Annotated in this window: 21 protein-coding genes and 2 pseudogenes; 16 read left to right on the forward strand and 7 right to left on the reverse strand. The window is 69.5% G+C overall.

All coding sequences use genetic code 11. From position 1 onward, the window contains the following. Window positions 1–73: 73 nt before the first annotated feature. From ACXKR8_RS02745 to ACXKR8_RS02755, 3 genes are all read right to left on the reverse strand, one after another. Window positions 74–607 carry a hypothetical protein gene (locus tag ACXKR8_RS02745; protein ID WP_462100273.1) on the reverse strand — a complete coding sequence of 178 codons (534 nt, stop codon included), beginning with the start codon at window positions 605–607 and terminating at the stop codon, window positions 74–76. Between the two features lie 189 nt (window positions 608–796). Further along, a complete protein-coding gene (locus ACXKR8_RS02750) occupies window positions 797–931 on the reverse strand; it encodes a hypothetical protein (protein ID WP_462100274.1) in 135 nt (44 codons plus the stop codon). After that, window positions 901–2037 carry a 2-isopropylmalate synthase gene (locus ACXKR8_RS02755; RefSeq protein WP_462100275.1) on the reverse strand — a complete coding sequence of 379 codons (1137 nt, stop codon included), beginning with the start codon at window positions 2035–2037 and terminating at the stop codon, window positions 901–903. The genes ACXKR8_RS02750 and ACXKR8_RS02755 overlap by 31 nt, the downstream gene beginning before the upstream one ends. 321 nt (window positions 2038–2358) lie before the next feature. On the opposite strand from ACXKR8_RS02755, the gene ACXKR8_RS02760 reads away from it, so the two are divergent. After that, entirely contained in the window at window positions 2359–3075 is a 717-nt protein-coding gene (locus tag ACXKR8_RS02760) for an SEL1-like repeat protein (RefSeq protein WP_458271291.1), read from the forward strand. A 250-nt stretch (window positions 3076–3325) separates the two neighbouring features. Here the strand turns inward: ACXKR8_RS02760 and ACXKR8_RS02765 are convergent, their stop codons facing one another. Next, a complete protein-coding gene (locus ACXKR8_RS02765) occupies window positions 3326–4444 on the reverse strand; it encodes a serine hydrolase domain-containing protein (RefSeq protein ID WP_458271292.1) in 1119 nt (372 codons plus the stop codon). Window positions 4445–4630: 186 nt separating this feature from the next. Here ACXKR8_RS02765 and ACXKR8_RS02770 point away from each other — a divergent pair, with 186 nt between their 5' ends. Both ACXKR8_RS02770 and ACXKR8_RS02775 read left to right on the forward strand, forming a co-directional pair. Beyond that, window positions 4631–5290 (forward strand): TetR/AcrR family transcriptional regulator, encoded by a 660-nt coding sequence (locus ACXKR8_RS02770; protein WP_458271293.1) that lies wholly within the window; start codon window positions 4631–4633, stop codon window positions 5288–5290. 555 nt (window positions 5291–5845) lie between these two features. Further along, a pseudogene (locus tag ACXKR8_RS02775) lies at window positions 5846–6095 on the forward strand (IS3-like element ISMyma3 family transposase); the annotation flags it as partial. Between the two features lie 267 nt (window positions 6096–6362). On the opposite strand, the gene ACXKR8_RS02780 reads toward ACXKR8_RS02775, so the two are convergent. Then, window positions 6363–6941, reverse strand: a complete 579-nt coding sequence (locus ACXKR8_RS02780) for a TetR/AcrR family transcriptional regulator (protein ID WP_458271294.1) — start codon at window positions 6939–6941, stop codon at window positions 6363–6365. 132 nt (window positions 6942–7073) lie between these two features. Here ACXKR8_RS02780 and ACXKR8_RS02785 point away from each other — a divergent pair, with 132 nt between their 5' ends. The 4 genes and pseudogenes from ACXKR8_RS02785 (at window position 7074) to ACXKR8_RS02800 (ending at window position 9386) form a co-directional block, all read left to right on the forward strand. Continuing rightward, window positions 7074–7463, forward strand: a complete 390-nt coding sequence (locus ACXKR8_RS02785; RefSeq protein WP_462100276.1) for an SDR family NAD(P)-dependent oxidoreductase — start codon at window positions 7074–7076, stop codon at window positions 7461–7463. A gap of 121 nt (window positions 7464–7584) precedes the next feature. Beyond that, complete coding sequence (locus ACXKR8_RS02790; RefSeq protein ID WP_462100751.1) at window positions 7585–7791, forward strand: SDR family oxidoreductase; 207 nt, start codon at window positions 7585–7587, stop codon at window positions 7789–7791. 38 nt (window positions 7792–7829) lie between these two features. Next, window positions 7830–7985: pseudogene (locus ACXKR8_RS02795) on the forward strand (IS30 family transposase); the annotation flags it as partial. A gap of 417 nt (window positions 7986–8402) precedes the next feature. Next, complete coding sequence (locus ACXKR8_RS02800; RefSeq protein WP_462100277.1) at window positions 8403–9386, forward strand: discoidin domain-containing protein; 984 nt, start codon at window positions 8403–8405, stop codon at window positions 9384–9386. A gap of 1206 nt (window positions 9387–10592) precedes the next feature. On the opposite strand, the gene ACXKR8_RS02805 is transcribed toward ACXKR8_RS02800, so the two are convergent. Continuing rightward, window positions 10593–10739: a hypothetical protein gene (locus ACXKR8_RS02805; RefSeq protein WP_462100278.1), complete on the reverse strand. Its 147-nt coding sequence runs from the start codon at window positions 10737–10739 to the stop codon at window positions 10593–10595. 458 nt (window positions 10740–11197) lie between these two features. Here ACXKR8_RS02805 and ACXKR8_RS02810 point away from each other — a divergent pair, with 458 nt between their 5' ends. The 5 genes from ACXKR8_RS02810 (at window position 11198) to ACXKR8_RS02830 (ending at window position 15650) form a co-directional block, all read left to right on the forward strand. Continuing rightward, a complete protein-coding gene (locus tag ACXKR8_RS02810; RefSeq protein ID WP_462100279.1) occupies window positions 11198–12115 on the forward strand; it encodes a hypothetical protein in 918 nt (305 codons plus the stop codon). Window positions 12116–12138: 23 nt separating this feature from the next. After that, window positions 12139–12495 (forward strand): hypothetical protein, encoded by a 357-nt coding sequence (locus ACXKR8_RS02815; RefSeq protein WP_462100280.1) that lies wholly within the window; start codon window positions 12139–12141, stop codon window positions 12493–12495. 109 nt (window positions 12496–12604) lie between these two features. Beyond that, complete coding sequence (locus tag ACXKR8_RS02820) at window positions 12605–12769, forward strand: carbohydrate-binding protein (RefSeq protein WP_462100281.1); 165 nt, start codon at window positions 12605–12607, stop codon at window positions 12767–12769. Between the two features lie 295 nt (window positions 12770–13064). Beyond that, window positions 13065–14300 (forward strand): glycoside hydrolase family 75 protein, encoded by a 1236-nt coding sequence (locus ACXKR8_RS02825; RefSeq protein ID WP_462100752.1) that lies wholly within the window; start codon window positions 13065–13067, stop codon window positions 14298–14300. Between the two features lie 258 nt (window positions 14301–14558). Further along, window positions 14559–15650 (forward strand): PhlD, encoded by a 1092-nt coding sequence (locus ACXKR8_RS02830; protein WP_458271300.1) that lies wholly within the window; start codon window positions 14559–14561, stop codon window positions 15648–15650. On the opposite strand, the gene ACXKR8_RS02835 is transcribed toward ACXKR8_RS02830, so the two are convergent. After that, window positions 15609–16439 (reverse strand): helix-turn-helix domain-containing protein, encoded by an 831-nt coding sequence (locus tag ACXKR8_RS02835; RefSeq protein WP_458271301.1) that lies wholly within the window; start codon window positions 16437–16439, stop codon window positions 15609–15611. The two genes, ACXKR8_RS02830 and ACXKR8_RS02835, sit on opposite strands and share 42 nt — an antisense overlap. Before the next feature lie 254 nt (window positions 16440–16693). Here ACXKR8_RS02835 and ACXKR8_RS02840 point away from each other — a divergent pair, with 254 nt between their 5' ends. The 4 genes from ACXKR8_RS02840 (at window position 16694) to ACXKR8_RS02855 (ending at window position 25071) form a co-directional block, all read left to right on the forward strand. After that, window positions 16694–17155, forward strand: a complete 462-nt coding sequence (locus ACXKR8_RS02840) for an ATP-binding protein (RefSeq protein ID WP_458271302.1) — start codon at window positions 16694–16696, stop codon at window positions 17153–17155. Window positions 17156–17219: 64 nt separating this feature from the next. Then, the gene (locus ACXKR8_RS02845; RefSeq protein ID WP_462100282.1) at window positions 17220–17741 is read left to right on the forward strand and encodes an NUDIX domain-containing protein; all 522 of its coding nucleotides are present in this window, start codon (window positions 17220–17222) and stop codon (window positions 17739–17741) included. A gap of 515 nt (window positions 17742–18256) precedes the next feature. Further along, window positions 18257–24562: an RHS repeat domain-containing protein gene (locus tag ACXKR8_RS02850; RefSeq protein WP_458271304.1), complete on the forward strand. Its 6306-nt coding sequence runs from the start codon at window positions 18257–18259 to the stop codon at window positions 24560–24562. A gap of 5 nt (window positions 24563–24567) precedes the next feature. Then, window positions 24568–25071: a hypothetical protein gene (locus ACXKR8_RS02855; protein WP_458271305.1), complete on the forward strand. Its 504-nt coding sequence runs from the start codon at window positions 24568–24570 to the stop codon at window positions 25069–25071. Window positions 25072–25130 lie beyond the last annotated feature (59 nt).

Here is a 25130-nt window from a genome sequence, read left to right on the forward strand (position 1 = left end):
GAAGATCAGTACAGGTGTACGTGCTGCCTTCGACGGGGCAGAGATCTGAGCGGACGGCGACTCCCTCCATGCCTCAGGCCCCGCCGCCGGTCACGGTGCCGTCGGTCGTGCCGGTTCTTTCGTGCGCAGGTGCTCCAGGTAGTGGTGGGGTCCGGCCCGTGGCCTGGTCCTGGGCTCCACGGCGGATGTGAGTCAGGGTTGCGTCGGGTGCGATGCGCAGCATGGTGGTGGCGGCGTGGGGGGCGTCGATGTCGCGCAAGGCGTCCCCGTCGAGGACCGGAACAGCGGGGCCGAACATCGTCGCCGCTGCTGCGGCGGACGCGACGGGTGGCTGCCCCGTGCGGTTGGCGCTGCTGACGTACAGGCGTGGGAAGCGCGTCAGCAGGGGGGACAGCGGCTGCCAGTGTGCGCCGAACAGCAGGAGGTGTCCTGCGCGCAGGGCCGGCGCCGCCCACTGCGGCAGCGGAGCGCGCGGGCGTACGGGGACCAGAAGGGTGACCAGTTCCGTGCGCAGCAGGGTGAGTGCCTGGCGCGCGGCGGCGGGTGACAGTTCGAGGGAATTTGCGAGCTCGCCCCAGACTGCGTCGTCGTGCGCCCACAGGGCCACGTCCTGGTCGGCGGGTCGGCCCTTGGCGGTGTTGACGGCTGCGGGACGGTCGCGGCGGCGACGTAGGTCAGCGGGCTGGGGTTGGGCAGGATGACGGCGCGTCCGGTGCTCAGGGCCTCGGCTGCGGCGGTGGTGTCCAGGGTCGTGACGGTGGGCATGATTCTTCCGTTCAGGTCGCGTCGGGTCACGTCAGGCCGAGGGCGCCCCGGCGGTGAGGCCGTCCAGGTAGGCGGCGAAGTCGGCGTCGGCGACGACGGCCTGCCCCAGCCGGTAGGCGCGCTCCTTGACCCAGGTCAGGGCGACGCCGACCTGGGCGGCGTCCAACTGGTGACCCAGCCGCTCAGCGAACCGCGCGCAAGACGCGGCGGCTGGCCAGGTGGGTGAGCACCACTGTGGGCGCTACTCCCAGGTGCTGCTGGGGTCGTAGGGCTGAAAGGTCTGCGGGTGCGTGAATGGGTGCCGGTGGAGATCGTGGCCACCCCGGTGCCCACGATGGGCGTGGTGACGGTGAGGGGCACGCCGGTCTCGGCGGACACCATCCGCGCGATCCCCGGCAGCCGGGTCAGGTCCGGCGCCGTCCACCACGGCTCGCAATCCGGGCCGAGGACCTGCGCGGCCTTGGCACGGTCGTGGGCAAGCAGGAACAGCAGTTGCTCGGTGGCCGCCATGCCGCTGCGCTCGGCCATGCCCAACCAGGAGCAGGCAGCCACGCGGACTCCGCTCTCCAGTGCGGCCAGAGTGTTGGCCAGGCCCAGGCCGAGGTCGTTGTGCAGGTGCGAGACCAGAACCGCCTCCGGCCCCGCTCCGACTGCGACCCGCTCGAACAGGGTGCGGGTCTGGCCCGGGAGCAGGTCGCCGACGGTGTCGGCCAGCACGATCGTTCCCGCGCCCTGCGCCGTCATCGCCCCCGCGTACTCCGCCACCAGGGCGTGGTCCGCACGTGGTGCGTCCACCAGGCACACGTCCACCGCGACACCGTCCGCCAGGTCCACCGCCGCCTTGACCACATCCAGGCCGCCGGCCAGCGCGACCCGGGCATCGCTGTGCACCAGGGCGCGCGCCGTCGCCTCCGAGGCCGCCACGATCACCATGATCCGCGCGTGCGCCGCACCCCGGACCGCGCTCAGCGCCAGCCGCACGTCCTGCACGGTGCCTCGGCAGATCGCCGCCGGACTGACCGAATCCTGTGCCTCCAGGGCGACCTGACGCGTCGCTTCGAACTCCTGCGCGCACACCGAGGGGAAACCTGCCGCGAACACTACATGCCGCGGCCCGTCCACCCCGAACACCGCTCCCTGCTCCTGCGCCAGCCACACCCGGAAGCCGGCACTCATCAATGTCTTGGCCTGCGCCCCGTCCCGCGCGGACTCCTCGAACAGCACGACCCGGCCAGCCAGGGCCGACTCCCGCACCACGTCCACTGCCGCCACTTCTCAACCCCGTCTCAGCGCGGCAGCCATGCACCTGATCGGCGCGACCCCGCTCGTGGAGCCTAGAAGGCCTAGGCAACAGCAGCGTCAACAGGGGTGCAAATCAGCCACATTGGGACCATCCAACCACTTCTTCCCTGAGGCGGCGCCGTGCGGCCGTATGCGGCCCAGCAGGCGTCGGCCGTACGCATCTCGGACCTCTGGTGCTGAACGCGCACCCACCGCACCGAGTAGGGCGGCAGCACCGGACTCCCTCGCGGAGCGGCGCCCCTTTCGGGACCGTGCCGCGGCTGCAAAGCTGGGGGTGGACGTGGGGGTGTGATGGTGTGGTGGAACGGTACGAACTTCACGACGGACGGCCACGAGCCGAGTACGGCGCAGGAGTACTTCGGTCTGGGCCAGTACTGCTGGAGCAGATCCGAGCACCGGTCGGGGGCGGCGTTCTTTCTGAGGCCTGCGGCCGATGCGGGGCATGAGGCGGCGATCGAGCTGTTGGGGCACGTGCTGTTCGTGCAGGGGGACTTCGTCGGTGCGGCACCCTGGCTGCTGAAGAGCACGGGATCGGGCCGCGCCGCCTACTACCTGGGCGTTCTCCACCAGCGGGGGTGTTCCGAGGCGGGGATCGCAAAGTCCTTCGCCGCAGCCGTCGCCCGGTACCGGAGGGCTGCACAGCTGGGTGAGCCGGAGGCGATGCTGGTACTCGGGGACCTCCACAGTGACCGGCTCCTGCCGGTCACCCGCTCGCCGTTGGAGCACGCCCTGGAGTTCTACCTGCAGGCGTCGCGGCTCGGTCACCCTTACGGCCAATACCTGGCGGCGGAGGTCTACCGCAACGACTACGGCGACCTTAACCGCGCGGCCGTCCAGTACGAGCTGTGCCTGGCCAATGCCAGCAGGGCCGGGCACTCCCTGGCGGGCCTGATGACCCAGCGCAGCCAGGCCGCGCTGCGCGACATCGGCTGGACCCTCTCACAGCAAGAGCTGCAGCGGATCCGGGACGAAGTCCATCCGCCGCACCCGGAGCGGCCGAACTACTGAGCAACCACTCACACCCGCACTACGCGGCACCGGTCGCGGGCTGTGTCGGAGACGTTCTGGCGGCGCTGTTCAGCACCAGAACGCGATCCAGAACCTCGCGGCGTACAGTGCCGATCAGCGTTCGCAGCAGGCGTTCATCCGGGGCGCTCCGGGGGCGCTCAGCAGGACGACCATGTCTTCGGCCTCGAAGACGGCGTCGTAGTCGGCATCTTTCGCCATGTCCCGACGCAAGCGGCTGTCTCCGGCCCGATCAGCCGTGCATCGCCACGCGACAGAAAGCCGCAAGCGCGTCGTCGACGGGGTGAGGCTGCGGCTTGCCGGAGGAGTCGAGCCTGTTCCACCTCTGCAGGTTCACGGCGACCGCCATCTGCCGCCTGCCGTCGGCACGGGTCATGGCCAGCGTTCCACCACCCCAGACCGTGCCCCCATGGCCCCAGAAGACGCCCCGGCCGGGAACCTCCATCGGGTGCAGGCCGAGGCCGTAGTCGATCGTCCTCCCCTCTTGGGAGACGACCGGGACAGTGCGTTGCATCTGCGCCAGCGACGATGGGCTGACGATCTCCCCGGCCAGCAGCACGCCGTAGAAGCGGTTGAGGTCCGCGACGGTTGATATCAGCGAGGCCGCCGGCCCCACCCATGACATGTCGTAGACGCTGTAGTCGCGCGGCGGGTCGATCATGCCGAACCACGCCTCGTAGAGCTGCGAGTGCGGCCCGTCAACGTCAGGTCCGGCGGGGAATTCGGTGTCCCGGAGCCCGGCGCGCTCGATGACGTTACGGGTGATGTACTGCTCGGCCGTAGTGCCGGTCACCCATTCCAGGAGTGCCCCGAGGAGCAGGTAGTTGGTGTTGGAGTACACCCCCGGCGTACCGCCCGGGGTGCCGACGGCGGGCGCGGCGACCCCCATCTGGATCAATTCAGTGGGGTGGAACCGCGTGAGCCGGTGGTCCTCCAGACTCTGCGGTCCGGTGTCCGCGAGGGCGGGGAACGCCCGGAGGGAGGGATAGGCGTACGGGAGGTACTCGGCCAGGCCGCTGGAGTGGTTGATCAGCATCCGTACGGTGATCGTGTCACCGCGTTCTCCGGGGACCAGCCCCGGGAGGTACCGGCCGATCGGCGTGTCGAGACCGATCCGACCGCTCTCGACCTGTTGCAGGACCGCGGCGGCGGTGAAGGTCTTGGTGATGCTGCCGACCCGGTGCCGCATGTCGGCGGTGACGGGGCGGCCGGTGGCTACATCGGCGACCCCGGCGGCGCCGTGCCAGACCTGGTCGCCGTCGCAGACCTCGGCGAACAGGCCAGGCATTCCGGCGCGGTGGACGTTGTCGATGGCCTCGTCCAGCGCCGCGGAATCCAGTGGGTCCTTCACGTCATGCGTCCTTTCGTATTGCCCGGGGCGAGCTCCGCATCGGTCGCCGGACCCGGACATCGGGGCACGAGCGGCACGCCGGCCCGCCTCCTGCAGGTCGCCCGGCATGCCCTTGTCCTCATTATGCACGCGGTGCGTGCAACGCCAAGTGCATAGGTTAGGCTGAGATCCGGCGAGAGGAGCAAGATGGCAGGCCGAAGACGCTGGTCGACCGAAGAGATCCTGGATGCGGCGGCGGAGCTGCTGCGCACGAGCGACGCGGATTCGTTCAGCGTGCGCAAGCTGGCCGCGGTCCTCGGGACCGATTCCTCCAGCCTCTACCGGCACTTCCGCAGCAAGACCGAACTGCTGCGCGCGGTCGCCGACCGGATTCTTCTCGCGGCCATGGACGGCTACCACCCCGAGGGCGACTGGAAGCAGCGCATCACGGCCCTGGCCCTGCGCGTGAGAGAGGCCTTCGGCCAGCAGCCCCAGCTCGCCGCGGTCTGGGGACGCTACGCGTCAAGCGGCACCGGTTCCCGGCTGGTCATGGAAGAGGCGCTGCAGGCTCTGCGCGCGTCGGGACTGCCCGACGAGCAGATCCCGGCGCGCTACCACCGGATCGCGGTCCTCATCGCCGCGTTGATCGCCTCCGAGGCCGCGGTCAGCACCGTCACCCCCGAAGAATACGAACAGGGCATGGAGCTGTTCCGCGTCGCGGTACTCGGCGCCGACCCCGAACGCTTCCCGGCCCTGGCCCACTTCGCCCGCGACGTCCGCCCCCTCGGGGTGGACCGCCGCGCGGTGTTCGAGGAGCTCCTCACCGCCCAACTCGCCCACATCGAGGCTGCAGTCCGCCCGAGGTAGAAGGCCGATACCGCCCTCGGTGCCGCCGTCAGGGAACGCTTCGGCCGCACAGTACGAGTGGAGGCGATCGTCCGGACCTACGCGGACTTCCCTCGACTTTTCAAGGTCGGGGCTCGGCTGTGGTCCCAACCAAGCCCCGCACCATGCGATTTCCCTCTTCCGCAGGTCGGGACGATCAGCCGGAAGACGGTACGGCGGTTGCTCGGTGCAGTGGGCCGCACGCGGTACGAAGCGCGACTACCGGGAACCACAGACCGCCGACGCCGGGCCAGGGTGCCTCCGACCTCCCGTCACATGTGGGCGAAGCGGAATTCCGGCGAGTTGTCAGGTCGAGCGGGACGCCATGGCCGTCACCCCCCCCCGCGAGGCCCGCCTCGCGACCGCGTTCACCGAACTGGCCGACACCCTCGTCGACGACTTCGACTTCCTCCGCACTCTGACGGCGAAAACCCAGGCAGGCAACTGCCGACCCACGAACACCACAGGTCACACATACGCCCACGGACTGAAGCCCCGGGTTCGGTGGGGACTCGATTTCGTGTAAGGATTCGAGTCATGGCACGTCCCTCTTCCTATCCTCCTGAGCTGCGCCGTCGTGCGGTGCGCATGGTCGCCGAGGTCCGCGGCGACTACCCGGAAGTATCAGCCGCGCTGCGGGCGGTCGCGCAACTGGGTGCGGCGCGACCAGGTCGACTCCGGGCAGCGCCCAGGCACGACCTCGGCTGAAGCGCGCCAACGAGATCCTCAAGGCCGCGGCGAGTTTCTTCGCGGCCGAGCTCGACCGGCCACACCTGCGCACGCAAGGTCTGGCGCGAGCTCAACCGCCGGGGCAGGACGTGGCCCACTGCACCATCGAGCGGCTGATGCGCGACCTCGGGATCACCGACGCGGTCCGCGGCAAGCGCGCCGTCACCACCGTTGCCGACGCCTCCGCCGCGCGGGCGCCGGACCTGGTCGACACGGTGAGACAGGCCACGTTCCACCCGTCGAATACGAGACTACTTACTACCTCACAGCCACAAAACCACAGGTCACAACCACAACTTGAGATCTCCACCGAATCCGGGGCGGTTCACTGTTCGGTGCTCCGAGCGGGTGGGAGGGCGGCGGCAAGAATGGTCGCCGCCTCGTGCAGACAGAGCGAGAAGGCGCGTGCGGGCTGTTCGGTGCATTCCTTGAAGGCGGTCTGAAAGAGTTCGACGCCGACTCGCGCGAAGAGGTTCGCCACTGCGGCCTCGGCTCCTCTTTGCCGCAGTGCCCGCTCGGCGGACTCGGCTACAGCGGTGAACTTGGTGCGCTCACGCTCCTGCAGTTCGGGGCTGGCTGAAATGACCGCACGGCGCTCGGCGGCCCGCGTTACGCGGGCGACGAGCTGGTCTCCTGTGTCCGCGAGCGCCGCCAAGAGGGCCTCGAAGGGCGGCAGGGCGCTGTCAGCGTGCAGGATGGCGTCACCCAGGACTGCCGGGAGCTGCTCGGAGCCGGCGAAGAGCACATCCCGCTTGTCAGTGAAGTATCGGGAGAACGTGCGGCGCGTGAGCCTGGCCCGCTCGGTGATCTCCTGCACGACGACGTTCTCATAGCCGTATTCGAGGAACAGGTCCAGGGCCGCATTGCGCAGGCGCTCTTCGGCTTGGGGATCCCATCGTGGCATGGGCCAAGCATACAGATGATGTCTCATCGAGACATCAGGAGTAGGGTGATGTCACAGTGAGTCATCAAAGGCTGCGTGTACGCCTCTCCATCGTGGCCAGAGCAGTCCGCACCCAGACACGGAGGAAGCATCATGAACCTGAGCAATCAGAGCGTCGTCGTCATCGGCGGCAGTTCCGGAATGGGGCTGGCCGCCGCGCATGCCGCAGCCCAGGCCGGCGCGAACGTCACCATCGCCGGGCGCAACCGCGAGCAGCTTGATTCCGCGCTCGCCACGCTGCCGGCCGCGTGCGAGGCAATCCAGACCGACGCAACCCGGGAAGACGAGATCGCCGCCCTCTTCCACCACGTCGGCGCGCTGGACCACCTCATCTACACCGCCAGCGCGGGGCCGACCCCGCAGTCGGTCGTGGACCTGGAGCTCGACGGTGCCCGGCGAGGCTTCGACGTGATCTTCTGGGGCGTGTCGCCGCCGTCAAACACGCGGCGCCCAGGATCCGACAAGGCGGCTCCATCACCCTGACCTCCGGCACGCTCGCACTGCGGCCCACCCACGGGTTCGCCCTCGCCAGCGCCGGTACCTCGGCCATCGAGGGCCTGACCCGCGGCCTGGCCCGCGACCTCGCCCCGGTCCGGTCAATGCGATCCGACCGGGCACGGTCCGCACCCCGATGTACGACGCCATCCCCGAAGAACAGCGCGAAGCACTCTTCACCGCCATCGCCGAACGCAACCTGACCCACACGATCGGCGAGCCCGAACAGATCGCACAATCCCACCTGTATCTGATGGGCAACCCCTACGTCACCGGCACCGTACTGACCATCGACGGCGGCTCGCTACTGAGCTGACCCGCACCGGCACACACCAGTACCGGGTGGGGGCCTTTCACCGGGAGGGTGCCCCAATCATCGGCAAGGACGGTGCATCGGCAATCGCCACTCTCGTCGAACGCACCACCCGCCACATCATGCTCGTTCATCTGCCCGACGGACGCAGTGCAGAGCTGGTCCGCGACGCTCCGGTGAACACCCTCCAGGGCCTGGGCCGACCGAGGCTGATCCCACCACGGCGGCCAAGCCGGTGATACCTACCAGGCCTCGGGAACCGGCCCCCTCAAGCTGACCCGACTCCCCCGCACGAGCACGGCAGCCTTCCTGCCCCAACCGCCAGAGCCCGGCGCTCCGCGGTCTGGCAAGCGTGTGCTGCTGCGGTCCGGCAGCACTATGACGACCACCCTGTCCCTTTGACGTGCGGCATTGGCCCCTTCCTGCCACCGGCCCCAAATCGTGGCTCCAGGAAGGATGTTGCGGGCTGAACGGGCTCATTCACCCATTGTTGAGTTGACGTTGACACAGCCGTGGACATCGCCAGGTCGTGCAGTTAACCTACTTTACACATTGGTCATGGATATGATCGCAGTTCATATACATGACCTTCCCTTCTTCGTTCAGGGACCCCCATGCCCCGTAGAAGCAACCCCGCTCTCCTCGGCTCAGCCCTCGCTGTCGGCATCGCACTCGCCGCCGGTTCGCTCACCGTGGCCCTGGCGTCCACCGGCCCCGCTGCCGCCGCCGCTCTCCCGGGCGACCTGGCCTGCGGACGGCCCACGACGGCCACCGCCACGGCCGCCGGGACGCCGCTCGCCGCGACCGACTGCAACACGGTGACTGCTTGGCAGAGCACCACAGCCCACCCCCAGGAGCTCATCGTCGACCTGGGCGCGATCGATGCCGTCGACCACGTCACCGTGGCCTGGGGCGCCAGTTACGCGACCTCGTTCAAGGTCCGGACCTCCCCCGACGGCACGCAGTGGCACACCCAGAACGCCAGCACCAGCGGCACGGGCGGGACGAGCACGGTGCAGCTCCCGGCCGGGGTGTCCACCCGCTACATCGAGCTCTACCTGCAGCAGTTCAGCGGCAGCGGATTCCAGGTCAACGAGTTCGAGGTCTACGGAACGGCCGGCACCCCGACGGCCACGCCTACTCCCACCCACACAGCCACACATACTCCCACACCGACGCCGACTCCCACGCCGACACCCACAGGGACGGGCACCCCGAGCGGCCCCACCGTGCCGGTCTCCACCGCGGCGCAGCTCACCGCGGCGCTCGCCTCCGCCAAACCGGGGCAGACCATCCAGCTGGCCCCGGGGACCTACTCCGGTGTCTTCCTGGCCACCACCAGTGGAACCGCAGCAGCGCCGATCACGCTCAGCGGTCCGACCTCGGCGATCCTCACCAACCCGGACACCACCGGCGACCTCGGCGCCGGCTACGGGCTGCACCTGGAGACCGACCACTGGAAACTGACCGGCTTCAGCGTGGCGAAACTCGGCCAAGGGCGTCGTGCTCGACCACGCGAACAGCGACGTGCTCGACGGCCTCACCGTGTACAACACCGCCGACGAGGGCATCCACCTGCGGGAGTTCAGCTCCGATGACGTGGTCGAGCACTCGACCATCCACGACACCGGCCTCAAGGCCCCCGGCTACGGGGAAGGCGTCTACATCGGGACCGCCAACAGCAACTGGGACACCTACACCAACGGCCTGCCGGACCTGAGCAACGACGACCAGATCCTGAACAACACCTTCGGGCCGAACATCGCGGCCGAGAACATCGACGCCAAGGAGGCCACGGTCGGCGGTCTGATCAGCGGAAACACCTTCAGCGGCAAGGGCGAGAGCGGAGCCAACTCCGCCACCGACGTGGTCGCCGTCAAGGGCAACAACTACACGGTCACGGGCAACACCATGAGCAACGGGCTCGTCGACGGCTTCCGAGGTCGAGCAGCTCTGGCCCGACACCGGCTGCGGCAACACCTTCACCAAGAACACCATCACTCTGAACGCCTCCGGTTACGGCTTCAACGTCAAGGACCAGAGCGACTGCACGACGGATCCCAACGTCGTCGGTACATCCAACACCGTCACCGGAGCTGCCAAGGGCGCTTCCAAGATCCCGGAGACACCTGGCCTCTGAGCCCCGCACCGGCCCTGTGGTCGCCGGCTTCCCCAGCGGGCGACCACGCACCGAAACGTCGCAGAGCCGGATTTTTAGTTAGGAAACTTTTCCTTACGAGAACTCTTGACGGCCACAGTGGGCGAGAGTTAACTCTCGGACGAAAGCTTTACGGAGCGTCTTCCGGCCGTTGCGGCTTCCGTGCTACGAGGCATACCCGGCCCTCAGCACGGGCTCGGCCCATGCTCCCTCAGCCGCCTAACACGGCGGCAGCCTCTTCGGCGCGTCGATCCCCCAGCTGTCAGACGGCCTGCCCGCACTCCCGGCACCATGCCCGGCCGTGCGGTGTGCGACCCCCACCCCTGCCCCCTTCATGTTGGGACAATCTGATGCCATCGACCAAGAGACGCCGGTTAGCGTTCGGCGCAACCCTCGCCCTGCTGCTGGCCAGTGGTGTCGTGGCGACCGGCTTGACTGCCGGCGCCGCTGTCACCACCACGACCACTGCCACCCCTGCGTCCGCTGTGCCCCCGGGGGTCACCCCTGCGCCCGTGCTGCGGGCACTGGACCTGTCGGCTGCCAACCGCCGCGCCCCGCTGCCCGGCCTGCCCGACTGGAGCAAGGCCGGCTACCGCGGCGGCCAGCCGCTGCCCGACGCCTCCGACATCAACCCATCGGCGTCCTGTCAGATCACGCCGTCCCAACTGGCCTCCACGTACGGCGTGGTGCCGAATGACGGCAAGGACGACACCAACGGCATCCAGGCCGCCATCGACAAGCTCAAGAGCACCTGTTCGCCGACCAACTCGTACACCAAACTGTCACTGATCACGTTCCCGGCCGGCGTCCTCAACGTCACCCACGAGATCGAAGTGGACGCCAACTACACGATCCTGCGCGGCTCCGGAAGCGATCCGACCACCGGCACCTCGTTCGAGTACCGCCCGGACGCCAACACCCTCTACGACACCCTGACCCCGGACGGCACGGACTCCGACGGGGACAACATGACCTCGGGTGACGGCACCATGGGCTGGGCCTGGCCCGGCACCGGGCTGTTCCGGGTCAGTTCCCGGACCGTCGACCCGTCCTACCAGTCGGAGTACAACGCCGCGCCGGCCAACCGCAAGGAGATCTTCCTCGGCTCGATCAACCAGCACTGGAAGGCCGGCGTCAAACTGCGGGCCAAGCCGGGCGAGACCACGTTCGCCGCCCGGCAGGGCGACACCGTGATCTACCTGGCGAACAACGCCGCCATGACCAACTTCAAGGTCGGCGGTTTCGTCAAACATGATGGCTGCCAACTCGCAGAAGTTCTACCAGTCGATGGACGCGGTCAGCACGGCGAACCCCGAAGAGAACCTGCAGATGCGGCAGCAGATCTTCACGATCAGCGCGGTCGACACCACCAACCACACGGTCACGATCGACAAGCCGCTCGAGTACGACATGCCGATCGACTCCACCTCGGACGGCTCGGCGCCGATCGACGGCACGGTCTACGCCAGCCAGGCCTCGCCGATCGTCGAACCGGTCGTCGGGGTCGGCCTCGAGAACTTCTACATGACCCAGCCGATGTCGAACCTCAACCAGGCCGACTCGGTCCAGAACTACGGCAACATGGACCCGCACGCCGAGATGAACGGCATCGTCCTCAAGTGGGCGGTGAACGACTGGGTGCAGGGGATCCGGAGCTACATGACCGGCTCCCACCCGATCGTCACCGAGGAGGCCAAGAACGTCCAGATCCAGGACAACTTCCTGGACGGGTCGTGGAACAAGGGCGCCGGCGGCCGGGGCTACTTCCGCGGCTCACGGGTCTGGGACTCGCTCTACGCCGACAACGTCACCCGCAATCTCCGGCACTTCACGTTCCAGTGGTCGGCGTCGGACAACGTGGCCATCGGCAACGACATCGACTCCGACTTCAACCTGCACGGCGGCTACGAGCGCCGGAACCTGATCGAACTCAAACACCCAGGCCGTGCCGTACGACCACCGCGCTGGCAACTGCAAATCCAACTGCGGCGACGACGGCGGCGCCACGACCGCACCCGACACCTCCAACTGGTTCCCGATCTACTGGACCGCGGGTCAGAAGGGTGTCGAGTGGTCCGGCGCGTCCGGACCACAGAACGTCTTCTTCGACAACACGATGACCAAAGCAGCTGTCCACCGGCGGGCCCTACCAGCCGTACTACCCGCTGACGAACACCATCTACCAGTTCGGCGTGGCCGGCCCGTCCGGCGGCGTCTACCACCCGCTCGACGTGGGCGGCACGCCGATCGCCGACTGGGCCAAGAACGAGCAGAACGACTACACCGGCGGACACGGCGTCGACGCGTCCCGAACCGACACCGGACAGTCGCTCTTCCTCAAAGACAGTCGCCCCCGTCATCAGCGGACCGACCACCTCCCCGACACCCACGCCCACCCCAACGCCGACCTCGACCTCGACGTCAACGCCGACGTCAACGCCACCGAGCAGCACTCCGCCCACCTCCCCGGGGAAGTCCTACGAGGCGGAGAAGGCCACCCTGGGCACCGGCACCACGGTGACCAGCTGCGCGCACTGCTCCGGCGGTAAGAAGATCAGCTTCCTGGGCAGCGCCACCTTCTCGGTGACCGCGCCCACCGCGGCACCTACCCGATGACCATCTACTTCATGAGCGTCGGCAGCGTCCACACGGCGGACCGTGAGCGCAGGCGGCGTCACCCAGACCGTGAACTTCCCGTCGACGCCGGACTACAACACCGTCGTCACCCTGAAGGTCCCGGTGTCCCTCAAGGCCGGCACCAACACCGTCGCCATCGCCAACACGGCGGGCACCGGCCCCAACCTCGACCGCATCGTCGTCTGAGGAACAACCCCCGGTCACGACCGGCGGTCGCGACCACCACAGCAAAGGCACCGGCACCGGACCCAGGCCCCGCCACGAGGCCTGGGTCCGAACCACGGGCACGCAACGGTTGCCCGGGACCGCGGCCAGCGCTTGATCCACACACTCGAAGACTGACTGCACGTCAAGAATCGCGCACCGCTCTCGAATTTACGTAAAACAGGTTAACGAGATGATTGCGCGTCAGGGTCACAGGTGCTTCGATTAGTTAATCAGTCTTACTAACAGAATCAACGGAGGCCCCCACCCCCATGTCATCGACCCGTACCCGCCTCGCCATAGGCATCGCCGCAGCCCTCGCGCTCGCCACCCCGCTGGCCATCGCGAACGCCGACGCCGCCACGACCCTCACCACCGCCACGGCAGCTGCTGCTCCCGCGGCCGCTGCCGCACCGAACGCCACCACGTACACCGCCGCGCAGGTGCTGGCCGCCATCCAGCAGCATTCGACGTCCGCGACCCAGGTCAACACCCTGCCCCACATCAACACCCAGACCCGGGCCAAGAACGTCAACGTCTACCAGCCCGCCAGCGGCGTCTTCGTCTACACCTCCAGCATGGCCACGACGACGACGGCAGCGACCCCGACCCCGATCCCGACCACCAGGGCGACACGACCTTCCAGGACAGCAACGGCGCGCAGCTGGCCGCGCACCACGTGCCGTTCTACGTGCTGGGCGACGACTGCTGGGACAAGAAGACCCCCTGCCCCCACTTCTTCTACAAGGAGCACGGCATCTCGGGCCGCCAGTTCGCCCTGGTCTTCTACAACGGCAAGGCCATCGGCGCGATCTTCGGCGACACCCAGACCGGGAACTCCCAGACCACCTCGGACAACGACTCCCGCGAACTGGGCGAGGCGTCCGTCAAGGCAGCCAGCCTGCTCGGCATCCCCAGCAGCGGCACCACCGGCGGCGTCGACAACGGCGTCACCGTCGCCATCTTCTCCGGCCCCTCCTGGGTCGTCAACGGCACCAACGCCAACCTCAGCAACAACGCCCAAGCCCTGGTCCAGAACGCCCTCAACACCCTCGGCACCAGCCTCGCCGGCGGCACCACCACCCCGCCGCCCAGCAGCCCCCCGCCGTCGAGCCCGCCGCCGTCGACGACTCCGCCCACCGGTGGGAACAAGTCCTACGAGGCCGAGGCCGCGAGCCTGGCCGGCGGCACCACCATCACCAGCTGCGCGCACTGCTCCGGCGGCAAGAAGCTCAGCTACCTCGGCAACGGCGGCACCGCCACCTTCAACAACATCACCGAACCGACCGCCGGCAGCTACACCATGACAGTCTCCTTCATGAGCGTCGGCCAGGCCCGCACCGCGACCGTCACCGTCAACGGCGTCAACCAGACCGTCAGCTTCCCCGAAACCCCCGACTACAACACCGTCGTCACCAAGAACGTCACCGTCCAACTCAAGGCCGGCAACAACACCATCGAATTCTCCAACCCCTCCGCCGGCGCTCCCAACCTCGACCGCATCGTCGTCTGAGGAACAACCCCCGGTTCACGACCGGCGCCAGGCCTACTGGCGCCGGTCGTGACCGGCATCTCTGCACCGTCCGGCCGTCCGTCCGCGGCCGGCCCTGACCCCCAGGCCGGCTGGAGTGTCCATGCGGGTTCGTGAGCGGTCCCGTGTGGCGGGCAGACTGGGTACTGTGACGACACAAAGCTGTGCAGGTGTGTTCGAGGACGCCCGACGGGACCCGGGTCGGTCCGGCGGGGCAGCGCGAGGGTGATCCCGGTGTACGTGAGCCGTCCCGGTGTCGCGGTGCCGCCGTACCGGGTGACCACCGCTGAGATCGCCGCGGACCTGCGCCGCGCGCACCAGGGGCGGCCGGACACGGAGGCGCTGACGCGACTCGCGGGCCGGGTGGGTGTGGACGTGCGGCACCTGTCGCGTCCGTTGGAGCAGCTCGGACTCGGCGAGCCGATCGAGGCCCGCAACGCCTGGACGGTGCAGGCCGTCTACACGCTGGGCGCCGCTGCCGCGCACCAGGCCCTGGACCGGGCCGGGCTCCGACCGGGTGACGTGGACTGCCTGATTACCGCCCACGCCACCGGCATCGCCATGCCCGGCCTGGACGTCCATCTGCACAACGCCCTGGGGATGCGGCCGGACGTGCTGCACCTGCCGGTCACCCAGGCCGGGTGTCTGGGCACCGCGCTGTGCCTGTCCCTGGCCGCCCAACTGGTGGCCGCCGACCCCGCGCGCCGGGTGCTGGTGGTGCTCTCGGAGGCGTTCAGCACGCTCTACCGGCACAGCAGCACGCCCGACGAGCGCGAGGACCGCAGCGAGGCCGACGAGCGCAAGGCCCGCCGGGTCCGCGCCATGTACCAGGCATTGTTCGGTGACGGGGCGAGCGCCTGTGTGGTGACCGCCCTGCCGCTGGGCCCGGGGATGTGCGTCGAGGCCTGCCGCTCGCATCTGCTGTCGGAGTCCGCCGACCGCTACGGGGCCGGTCTGGGCCCGGCCGGCCAGGTCTGGGACTCGACCCCCGCGGCGCTGACCGCCGTGGACCAGTGCCTGCCCCCGCTGCGGCAGTGGCTGGAGCAGGCGGGTCCGCAGGCGTGGCCGTCGTGGGTGGTCGCCCACCCCGGCGGCCCGCGCATCCTGGACGCCGTCGCGGCCGGCCTGCCCGTACCCGAGCCCGCACTGCGGCACGCCCGCGAGAGCCTGCGCATGCGGGGCAACACCGGCGGCCCCAGCGCCCTGGACGTGCTGGAGCGCACCTACCAGGACGCCCCGCCGCACGGCGAGCCCGGGCTCCTGGTGGCGTTCGGCCCGGGTTTCACGGGGTCACTGCTGCGGGGCCGGTGGAGCGACGGCGCCGCCCTGTGACCAGACCCGGTCCAGCTGCATGCTGTCGTCCACGGGCACGAGCATGGTCCAGCGCCAGCTCAGGTCACCGTAGGGTGAGTACGCCATGATCCGCACGGAGACCGGATCCGGGGAGACCAGGGGCAGGTAGATGGCGCGAAGGTCGCCGTAGGGGGTGGCCTTCGCCGTGGTGGAGCTCTGCCACAGGACCTCCGCCCCGGGCAGCTCCCGGACGCTGGACACCACCTCCGCCAGGCGCCTGTTGTCGGGCCACCGCTGCCAGGCCATCCGCAGCTGGCCGATCATAGGCACCGCCCAGTCCCGTTCCCAGTCCACGAGCTCGTGCCGCGCCCGCGCGGACAGCGCCCATTCCATGATGTTGGCACCGGGCCGCGCCAGCCAGGGCAGGTGCAGGAGGGCGGTGGCGCCGTACGAGACCACGTCCCACGCCTGGTCCGCGATGTAGGAGATGCACCGCTGCTGGTGCATCAGGGCGACCATCACCGCGTCCGGCTGGGCATGCGGGCGGTCCTGCGGCGGCTGGTGACCGGTGCCCAGATACAGCGCCGCCGCACGGTCGCGGTCCAGATCCAGGATGTCGACCACCCCGGCGATCATGGCCGCGCTGTACCGGCGGTCCGCACCGCGCTCCAGCCCCGCGTACCAGCCCTCCGTGACCCCCAGCAGGGTGGCCATGTCCAGCTGCGTCAGATAGGGGCGCAGGACATCGACCACGCCCGGCACCAGTGAGGGATCACGCGCCATCCGCCACGCGCGCACCAGCGCCCCGAGGTCCGCCCGTGAGTCCATGGTCGTGCCATCCCGTTCCCGTAGGTAAAGCGGCAGTAAAACTCTGCCTTCGCCACGTTGTCACCTTGGGTGATATTACCGGTTACACCTGGATATCGATGCAGGCCGGAGTCGGTGCCCTGCCGTGTGACCGGACCCGCACTGGCCAGTACCGGTACTGGCCAGTGCGGGCCAACGCGGTCCGAACCCGCGCAAGGTGAGGAGCGCGTCGGCCGCGTCGAGCATCGAGGCGGCCCCGAGCCGGGAGAACCTGCATGGCCACCGCGTCACTGCTCCGCCCCGCGATCGCCCGCACCCCACTGCCCCGGGACCCCGTCAGTCCCCGCCGCGCCCGCCTCTGGACCAGGGCCACCCTGTGCCGCTGGGGCATCACCGGGCCACCCGCCGACGAGGTGGTACTGGTCGTCTCCGAGCTGGTCACCAACGCCTATCAGCACGCCTGCGGCCCCATTCACATCTCCGTCGCACACCTGCCGGACGGATCACTGCAGGTCACCGTCCGGGACCAGGGTCCCGCCCGCCGACTGCAGCCGCAGCCGCAGCCGCAGTCGCAGCCCGGAGCACCCGAGGAGCACGGCCGCGGCCTCCTGATCACGGCGGCACTCGCCACCGCCTGCGGCCACAGCCTCGACGAGCAGGGGCACCGCACCGTGTGGGCGACCCTCGGCAGCCGGCCCCCGGACCGTGGAGACGGCGCCGGCCTCGGTGCGACCTGAGCCACACAGGAGGTTTCCCGACACCGGGGCGCGCACGGCCCTGCGGTCCCTAGAGTCGGTAGGCATGAGCGATCCTGTGCCGATGGACCTGCAGGCGTACGACCGGAGTCTGGCACGCAAGCGGATGGGCGCCGGCGCGTGCTGTTCTTCGACGCCGGCGGGCGGGTGCTGCTGGTGGATCCCGTCTACAAGGACACCTGGGAGATCCCCGGGGGTACCGTCGACGCCGACGAGTCCCCCCGGCCGGGCCGCCGTCCGCGAGGTCCGGGAGGAACTCGGGCTCGAACTCCCCCTGGGCCGGCTGCTCGTCGTCGACTGGGTTCCGCCCGACCCGCGGTACAGCGCGGACCGCCTGATGAGCGAGGGCGTGATGACGGTCTTCGACGGCGGGGTCCTGACCGCGGAGCAGATCGCGGCCATCGTGCCGCAGCGCGAGGAACTACGCGGCTACGCCTTCGTACCCCCCGAACGCCTGCACGAGTTCCTCAACGACCGACTGACCCGCCGGGTCCGCGCCTGCCTACGGGCCCGCGACACCGGGACGGCGCTGTACATCGAGAACGGCAGCGACCCCGGCCCGACCTGACACCCGAATCGTGCCTGGCGCCGGCAGTGGTGGTACCGGTGTTCCGCAGCGTCACCGCGGACAGCGGCACCGTCGACCTCGTTCACGTTCCTGGGGCGGCGGGACGCGCCACGGACTGTCGAATCGCCGGTCGTGGGCGAATTGCGTTGGAATTCCATCACCGTTCGATAACGCCGGGTCGACCCTCCTTGCCGCAGAACGTTGATGACAGTTCGTCATATGCGCTTGAGCAAGAAGGGTAAATTGGACTTATGAGTTTCATGAGTGACTCTGCGCGATAAAAGTCGCCTACGGACGAACTGGGTCGCCGAGGCCCCCACGCTGCCAATGTGCCTGTGGAGCAGCTGAAGGAGAGGTCACCTGCCATGATCACGCGCTGGCTGTGATCGCACTGTGCTCGCACAGTGCGTGACCGAAGCCCTCCATGGCTTGAGAAAGGTAAGTGCGAAGTGATACCAGGTAAGTCCACTCATGGGTCGGCGCATCCGTCGGCCCGGCGATGGGTGTCGGCGGCGGTGACGGCCGCGCTCGTGGCGGGAGGCGTCGCCGCAGCCGCCCCCGCCGATGCGACCGCCCCGGACGTTCCCACGAAGACGTCGGCCGTCCAGGCTTCCAACGAAGCGTCGGCGCTGCTGGCCGCGCGGTTGCAGGGGCATCGGATCGAGGTGCTGGACGCGCGCACGGACGCGTCGCAGACGTTTGCGAATCCTGACGGGTCATTGACGTACGAGACCTCGACCGATCCGCGGTGGGTCAAGCGGGGCGGGACGTGGACGGCTCTGGATGCGGCGCTCGTGGCGTCGGCGGACGGGTCGTTCTCACCGAAGGCGTCCGAGTCGCCGCTGGTGCTCTCGGGCGGCGGCTCGCGTGCTCTTGCGGTGATGACGGTGGACGGCAAGCAGCTCTCGCTGTCGTGGCCGACCGCGCTGCCCAAGCCCACGGTCTCCGGGGCCACGCTGACGTATCCGAATGTGCTCGTCTCCGGGGTGGACCTGCAGGTCACCGCAACGGCAGCGGGTGGCGCCGAGGAGACGCTGGTCGTCAAGAACGCTTCCGCGGCAACGGATCCGGCGCTCGCGGACCTGGTGCAGGCGGTGAACACCGCCAGCGGGACCACTGCGGCCACCGACGCGGGCGGGAACCTGACGGTCACCGACGCCCACGGCAACGCGCTGCTCACCTCGCCCGCTCCGGTGATGTGGGACTCAGCCACCGAAGCCGGCGCCACTGCTGCCCCGGCCGCTGCCGCCGGGGGCGTCAACGCTGCGGTAGCGAACCGGGTGGAGGTCGCCCACAGCGCGGCCGCAGGCACCCGCTCCACCTCGCACACTCCCGGCAGCCACGCGCACCAGGCCCGGGTGAAGGCCGGGCTGAGGGACCACAAGCTGCACCTGGCAGCTGACCGGGGCCTGCTCACGGCCAGGAGCACCGTCTTCCCGGTCTTCATCGACCCCGCCTATGTGCCGCACCCTGCCTCCGGCAGCACACTGCACTACGACCAGGTCCAGCAGGCCTATCCGACCACGTCGAACTACGACGCCGCCCCGGGCAGCGGACTGGCGGTGGGCTACCAGGGCTTCTCCTCGCCCACCGGTATCGAGCGCACGTACTACTCGATGAGCGTGCCCACCGCGGTCTACGGGTCGACGATCCTGTCGGCGACGTTCAACACGAAGGTCACCTACGCGGCGGCCGGCGGGTCGAACTCCACCACCGTCAACGCGTTCTCGATGGGCTCGATCACCTCGGCGACGACCTGGAACAAGCAGCCCGCCAAGGACACCGCGGCGAACCCGAACTACCCCAACCCCAACGCATCGGCGACGTTCACCACCACCAGTTCCTCGCCGAACCAGGCCGTGTCGTTCAATGTCACCTCGGGTATGCAGAAGATCGCGGACCTCAGCAACGCGGGCTGGACGCTGGGGCTGTTCAACGCCACCGAGACGAACGACGTGGACCTGGTCCGCTTCTCGGCCAACCCGACGTTCTCGATCACCTACGACCGCAACCCGGCCACGGTGGCCTACGCGGGCACGGTCACCCCCTCCGGCTCCGGCTACCCGCAGCACAGTGCGACGACGACGCCGACCCTGGCCAACACGCCCACCGACCCGGACAGCGACACGGTGCGCCTCGACTTCCAGGTCCTGTCCGGCAGCACCGTGGTGGCCTCGGGCTCATCGGCGTTCGTCAACTCCGGTTCGACGGCCTCCTGGAAGGTCACCCCGGCGCTTGCGGACGGCAGTTACACCTGGAAGGCCCGTCCCTACGACGGTCACCAGTACGGCGCCTGGACCGGTGCCTACGCCTTCTCCGTGGACACCAAGGCCCCCGCCGGCACCACCGTGGCCTCCACCGACTTCCCGGCCGCCCAGTGGTCCGGCACACCTGACCCGGACGGGACCTTCGACGGCGAGTTCACGCTGACCCCGCCGACGGCCGACACCAGCTCGGTGTCGTGGCAGCTCGACAGCGGCACCTGGACGAGCGTGGCCACCACCGGCACACCGGTGACGGTGGACACCACCTTCACCGCCGGCAAGCACACGCTGGCCGCCAAGACGGTGGACGCGGCAGGCAACCCCTCCGCGGTCACCTCGTACGTCTTCTACGCCGGTTCGGGCGCGGCACTGACCGCCCCGGGACCCGGTGAGCGCCCTGCGCGCCGGGTGGGGCTGACGGCCCAGGGCCAGTCCTCCTACACGGCCGTCACCTACCAGTACCGCATCGGCGCCACCGACTCCTGGCACAACGTGCCCACCGCCAACGTCACCAGGAATGCCGACGGCAGCGCCCTCGCCGCCTGGCCGGTGGCACTCACCGCCGGCGTCCCGGCCCCGCTGACCTGGAACATCACCGACACCTTCACAGCTGACGGCCCGGTGGACGTGCGAGCGCTGTTCACCGACGGCACCAGCACCGCCGGATCGCCGTTCAGCACCGTCACCGTGGACCGCAAGGCGGGCACCGCGCCCAGCGTGCCGGTCGGCCCCGCGGATGTGAACGTCCTGACCGGCGACGCGTCCCTGTCGGCCACCGACGCCACCGCGTTCGGACTGACCGTCACCCGGTCCTCCTCCTCCCGCAATCCGGCCGACGGCGCCTCGCAGACCGGCCAGGCGGCGATCTTCGGCCCGCAGTGGACCGCCGGCACCACCGCCGACGCCACCGAGTCGTCCTGGTCCTACCTGAAGCAGACCTCGCCGACCTCGGTGTCGCTGGTGGACGTGGACGGTGACGCGACCGGGTTCACCGCTGCCGCCGGCGGCGGCTGGACCCCCGAGCCGGGAGCTGAGGACCTGGCCCTGACCGGTGCGCTCACCGGCTCGTTCACCCTCAAGGACACCGACGGCATCACCACGGTGTTCGGCAAGCCCGCCGGGGCGAGTACCTGGCAGGTCACCAGCACCTACCTGCCCACCGACAACTCCACCACCACCGTCGTCCCGCAGACCGTGGTCGTGGGCGGCAGCACCCTGGTGGAGCCGCACTACGTGATCGCCCCCACCAGTGCGGTCACCGCAGCGACGTGCCAGACCACGCCGTCGACCAAGGGCTGCCGGATACTGGAGTACGTCTACGCGCCCACCACCACCGCCACCGCCGGCACACCGGGCGACTACGCGGGCCAGGTCAGCCAGATCAAACTCTGGGCCACAACCCCCGGCGCCGCCGGCTCCACCGCCACCGTGATCGCCCAGTACGACTACGACACCCTCGGCCAACTGCGCGACGTCTGGGATCCACGCACCAGCCCGGCGCTGAAGACCAGCTACGGCTATGACAGCGCAGGCAGGATCACCGCCCAGACCGACCCCGGTCAGCTGCCGTGGACCTTCCGCTACGGCAAGGTCGGCACCTCGGCCGTCGCCGGTGACGGCATGCTGCTGTCCGCCTCACGCCCGACCCTGACCCAGGGCAGCAACACCGCCACCGACGGCGGAACCGCGACCACCTCCGTGGTCTACAACGTGCCCCTGACCGGACCCGGCGCGCCCAACGCCATGGGCCCGACCGACACCGCCGCCTGGGCCCAGAGCGACGCACCCACCGACGCCACCGCGGTCTTCCCCGCCGACCAGGTCCCCGCCTCCAACGACGGGTCGACCCTCGGCGCGAGCGGCTTCGGCCACGCGACGATCACCTACACCGACGCCTCCGGACGCCAGGTCAACACCGCCGCCCCCGGCGGCCACATCAGCACGACCCAGTACGACCGTTACGGCAAGACCGTCCTCCAGCTCAGCGCCGTCAACCGCGAGCTGGCCCTGGGAACGGCGGCCTGGCAGGTCACCCAGCAGCAGGCCCTGGACATCGACCAGGACACCACCGCGCAGCGTGCCCAACTCCTGGCCACCACCTCGCTCTACAACACCACCAGCGTCGTCGCCGACACCGGCACCGACAAGGACACCGACCCGATGACGGTCGGCCAGCGGCTGAAGCAGCAGTACGGGCCGATCCACCTGGTCACCCTGGACCACGACACGCCCTACCCCGGCGGAACCCTGCCGGCCGGCACCCAGGTGCCCTCGCGCCAGCACACCCTGAACACCTACGACCAGGGCCGCCCCAACGACGGGACCGCCACCACCAGCAACCAGATCACCACCAGCCAGACCGGCGCCGTGGTCTCCGGCGCGCCCGACGGTGACACCACGACCACGACCACGACCTTCGACTGGGTCAAGGGGCTGGCCACCAAGAACACCACCGACCCGGCCGGCCTGAAGATCACCAGCACCACCGGCTACGACAGCCAGGGACGAGTGACCTCGACCAGCCTTCCCAGGTCCACCGGCGCTGACGCGGGCACCACGGTGACCTCCTACTGGTCCGCCACCGGCACCGGCACCTGCCAGGGCCGACCCGAATGGGCCGACCAGGTCTGCTCGGTGGGACCCGCCGCAACCGTCACCGGCGGCGGCGCCAACCCCTCCCAGCTGCCCACCAGCACCACCACCTACGACCGCTGGGGCAACCCCGCCACCGTCACCGAGACCGCCAACGGCGTCACCCGCACCACCACCGACACCTACGACGCCGCCGGACGTCCCACCCTGGTCCAGATCACCGGCGGGGTCGGAGCCGCCGTGCCCGACACCGCCATCACCTACGACCCGGCCACCGGCAACAAGGCCACCGTCACCGCGGCCGGCCAGACCATCAGCTACACCTACGACGTGCTGGGCCGACAGACCCAGTACACCGACGGCAGCGGCGGCGGGGCCAACACCGGCTACGATGCGCTGAACCGGCCGGTGAAGGTCACCGACACGGTGCCCTCGACCACCACGTACAGTTACAACGCCCTCGGACTGGTCGACTCGCTGACCGACTCGGTCGCCGGGACGACCACCGCGGACTACGACTCCAACGGCAACCTGTACGGCGAGCACCTGCCCGGCGGCATCAGCCTGTTCGTCGCCCGCGACTCAGCCGGGCAGGTCACCGGACGCAGGTACACCCGCGACAGTGACGGCACCGAAGTCGCCTCCGACCAGGCAGACTTCAACATCGCCAACCGGGAGCACGACCACGACGGCAATGCCGGGACCAGCTCCCACCAGGTCTTCGGCTATGACGCCGCAGGCCGGCTGACCAGCGTCGCCGACACTCAGGGCGGCACCACCAACCGCCGTGGCTACGCCTTCGACGCCAACACGAACCGCACCGGCCTGACCACCAGCACCGACAACCCGGACGGCACGGCCGGTACCCCGGCCACCACCGTCAACACCTACGACAGCGCGGACCGCATCCAGACCGTCGCGGGCGCCACCGGCACCACGTACGACGCCTTCGGCCGCACCACCGCCCAGGCCGACGGCACCACCCTGGCCTACAACGCCAACGACCTCGCCAACCAGGAGACCAGCGGCGCCCAACGCCAGACCTGGACCCGCGACCCCGAGGGTCGGGTCAGCGGCATCCAGACGAGCAACTACGCCAACAGCGTCTGGACTGCCACCGGCACCGTCACCGACCACTACGCGAACGGCGCCGACGCCCCCGGCTGGAGCACCGACAGCGCCACCGGCGCGGTCACGCGCAGCGTTCAGGGCATCGACGGCGACCTCGCCGCGACCACCACCGCCTCCGGCGGCGTCGTGCTCCAACTCGGAAACATGCACGGCGATGTGACGGTCCAGTACCCGGTGGACGCGGGCCAGGCGCCGACCGTCCAGAACTACGACGAGTACGGTAGGCCCATCAGCACCGCGGGCACCACCTACGGCTGGCTCGGCAACCTGCACAAGAGCAGCGACTCCCCGAGCGGCCTCACCCTGATGGGAGCCCGCCTCTACAACCCCGTCACCGGGCGGTTCCTCCAGGTCGACCCCGTCCCCGGCGGCAGTGCGAACGCCTACGACTACGCCTTCGGCGAGCCGGTCAACCGGCTCGACCTGGACGGTCGGTCAAGCAAGACGATCGCCGAGGCCCGGGCGTGCTGGAGCGTGGGATACTCGGGCTGTGTCCTGGTCATGGCTCTCTCCGCCATCCTGTCCTGGAACATCGTCGGGAACCACGGCCGGAACAACGCCCTGCGGCACTTCATCTGGCAGGCGACCCTCACCTATGTCCTCGGCGCCGCCGCGGCCAAGCGGCTCGGAGACGCCCACGAGGTCGGCGAGCACTGCCGCGGTGCTCGGAACCGGAGCTGCGACACCGTGAGGGACCAGCACAACAACTCGGTGGCGCGGACCTTCGTGCACAGCTCGTGGAACCGCAGCCAGATGTACAAGTACCGGAACAACCTCTGGTGGTACCTCGCCACCGTGGGCAACTACCTGTTCAACGTGGGCGTCCTGTGGTGAGCGGAATGCGGGCCCCGACCCGGGTGCTGATCCCGGCGGTCCTCGCCCTCGCACTGTGCGCTGCCGGGCTCACCGGCTGCTCGGTGCTGCCGGGGGGCGGGGGCTGCGAAGGGACGGCGCCGCGGCTGGAACAACTGGCCGCGCTGCCGGTGCTCACGGCACGGCCGCCGACAGCCCTGCCGCATGACGGGGCCGCCGCGAACAGCTGGTGCGACCCGGCGGACTCCTCGAGCGGGGTCCGGGACGGCGCCTGGCTCAACGCGAGCCGGACCTACGACTTCCCGGGGAACAATGCCGCACTGCTCGACTTCTACCGCGCCGCGGCCATCCGCGAAGGCTGGATCCTCCAGGCAGATCTGCCACGGGGCCTGTGCTACTTCGGCGGCTCGGAAAACGACGGCCTGGTTCTGACGGTGGAGCCGTGGGCAACGGGAGCGACACCGCACACCGGCGGCGAGTACGCGGTCACCGTCGCCACGTCAGCGGACGGAGGTGCGCCGACCTGCTGAACGAAGTGCCTTGTCCGACTCCGCGGTGAGGCCCTGACACGCCACCTGCCGGCCGACTC

The organism is Streptacidiphilus sp. PAMC 29251 (genome assembly GCF_054208735.2).

Bases quoted from the DNA above. Each gene is read 5' to 3' on its own strand.
- ACXKR8_RS02760 (WP_458271291.1), top strand. From the start codon at position 2,359: ATGGTGTGGTGGAACGGTACGAACTTCACGACGGACGGCCACGAGCCG.
- ACXKR8_RS02770 (WP_458271293.1), top strand. From the start codon at position 4,631: ATGGCAGGCCGAAGACGCTGGTCGACCGAAGAGATCCTGGATGCGGCG.
- ACXKR8_RS02780 (WP_458271294.1), bottom strand. From the start codon at position 6,941: ATGCCACGATGGGATCCCCAAGCCGAAGAGCGCCTGCGCAATGCGGCC.
- ACXKR8_RS02785 (WP_462100276.1), top strand. From the start codon at position 7,074: ATGAACCTGAGCAATCAGAGCGTCGTCGTCATCGGCGGCAGTTCCGGA.
- ACXKR8_RS02800 (WP_462100277.1), top strand. From the start codon at position 8,403: ATGCCCCGTAGAAGCAACCCCGCTCTCCTCGGCTCAGCCCTCGCTGTC.
- ACXKR8_RS02810 (WP_462100279.1), top strand. From the start codon at position 11,198: ATGATGGCTGCCAACTCGCAGAAGTTCTACCAGTCGATGGACGCGGTC.
- ACXKR8_RS02835 (WP_458271301.1), bottom strand. From the start codon at position 16,439: ATGGACTCACGGGCGGACCTCGGGGCGCTGGTGCGCGCGTGGCGGATG.
- ACXKR8_RS02840 (WP_458271302.1), top strand. From the start codon at position 16,694: ATGGCCACCGCGTCACTGCTCCGCCCCGCGATCGCCCGCACCCCACTG.
- ACXKR8_RS02845 (WP_462100282.1), top strand. From the start codon at position 17,220: ATGAGCGATCCTGTGCCGATGGACCTGCAGGCGTACGACCGGAGTCTG.
- ACXKR8_RS02855 (WP_458271305.1), top strand. From the start codon at position 24,568: ATGCGGGCCCCGACCCGGGTGCTGATCCCGGCGGTCCTCGCCCTCGCA.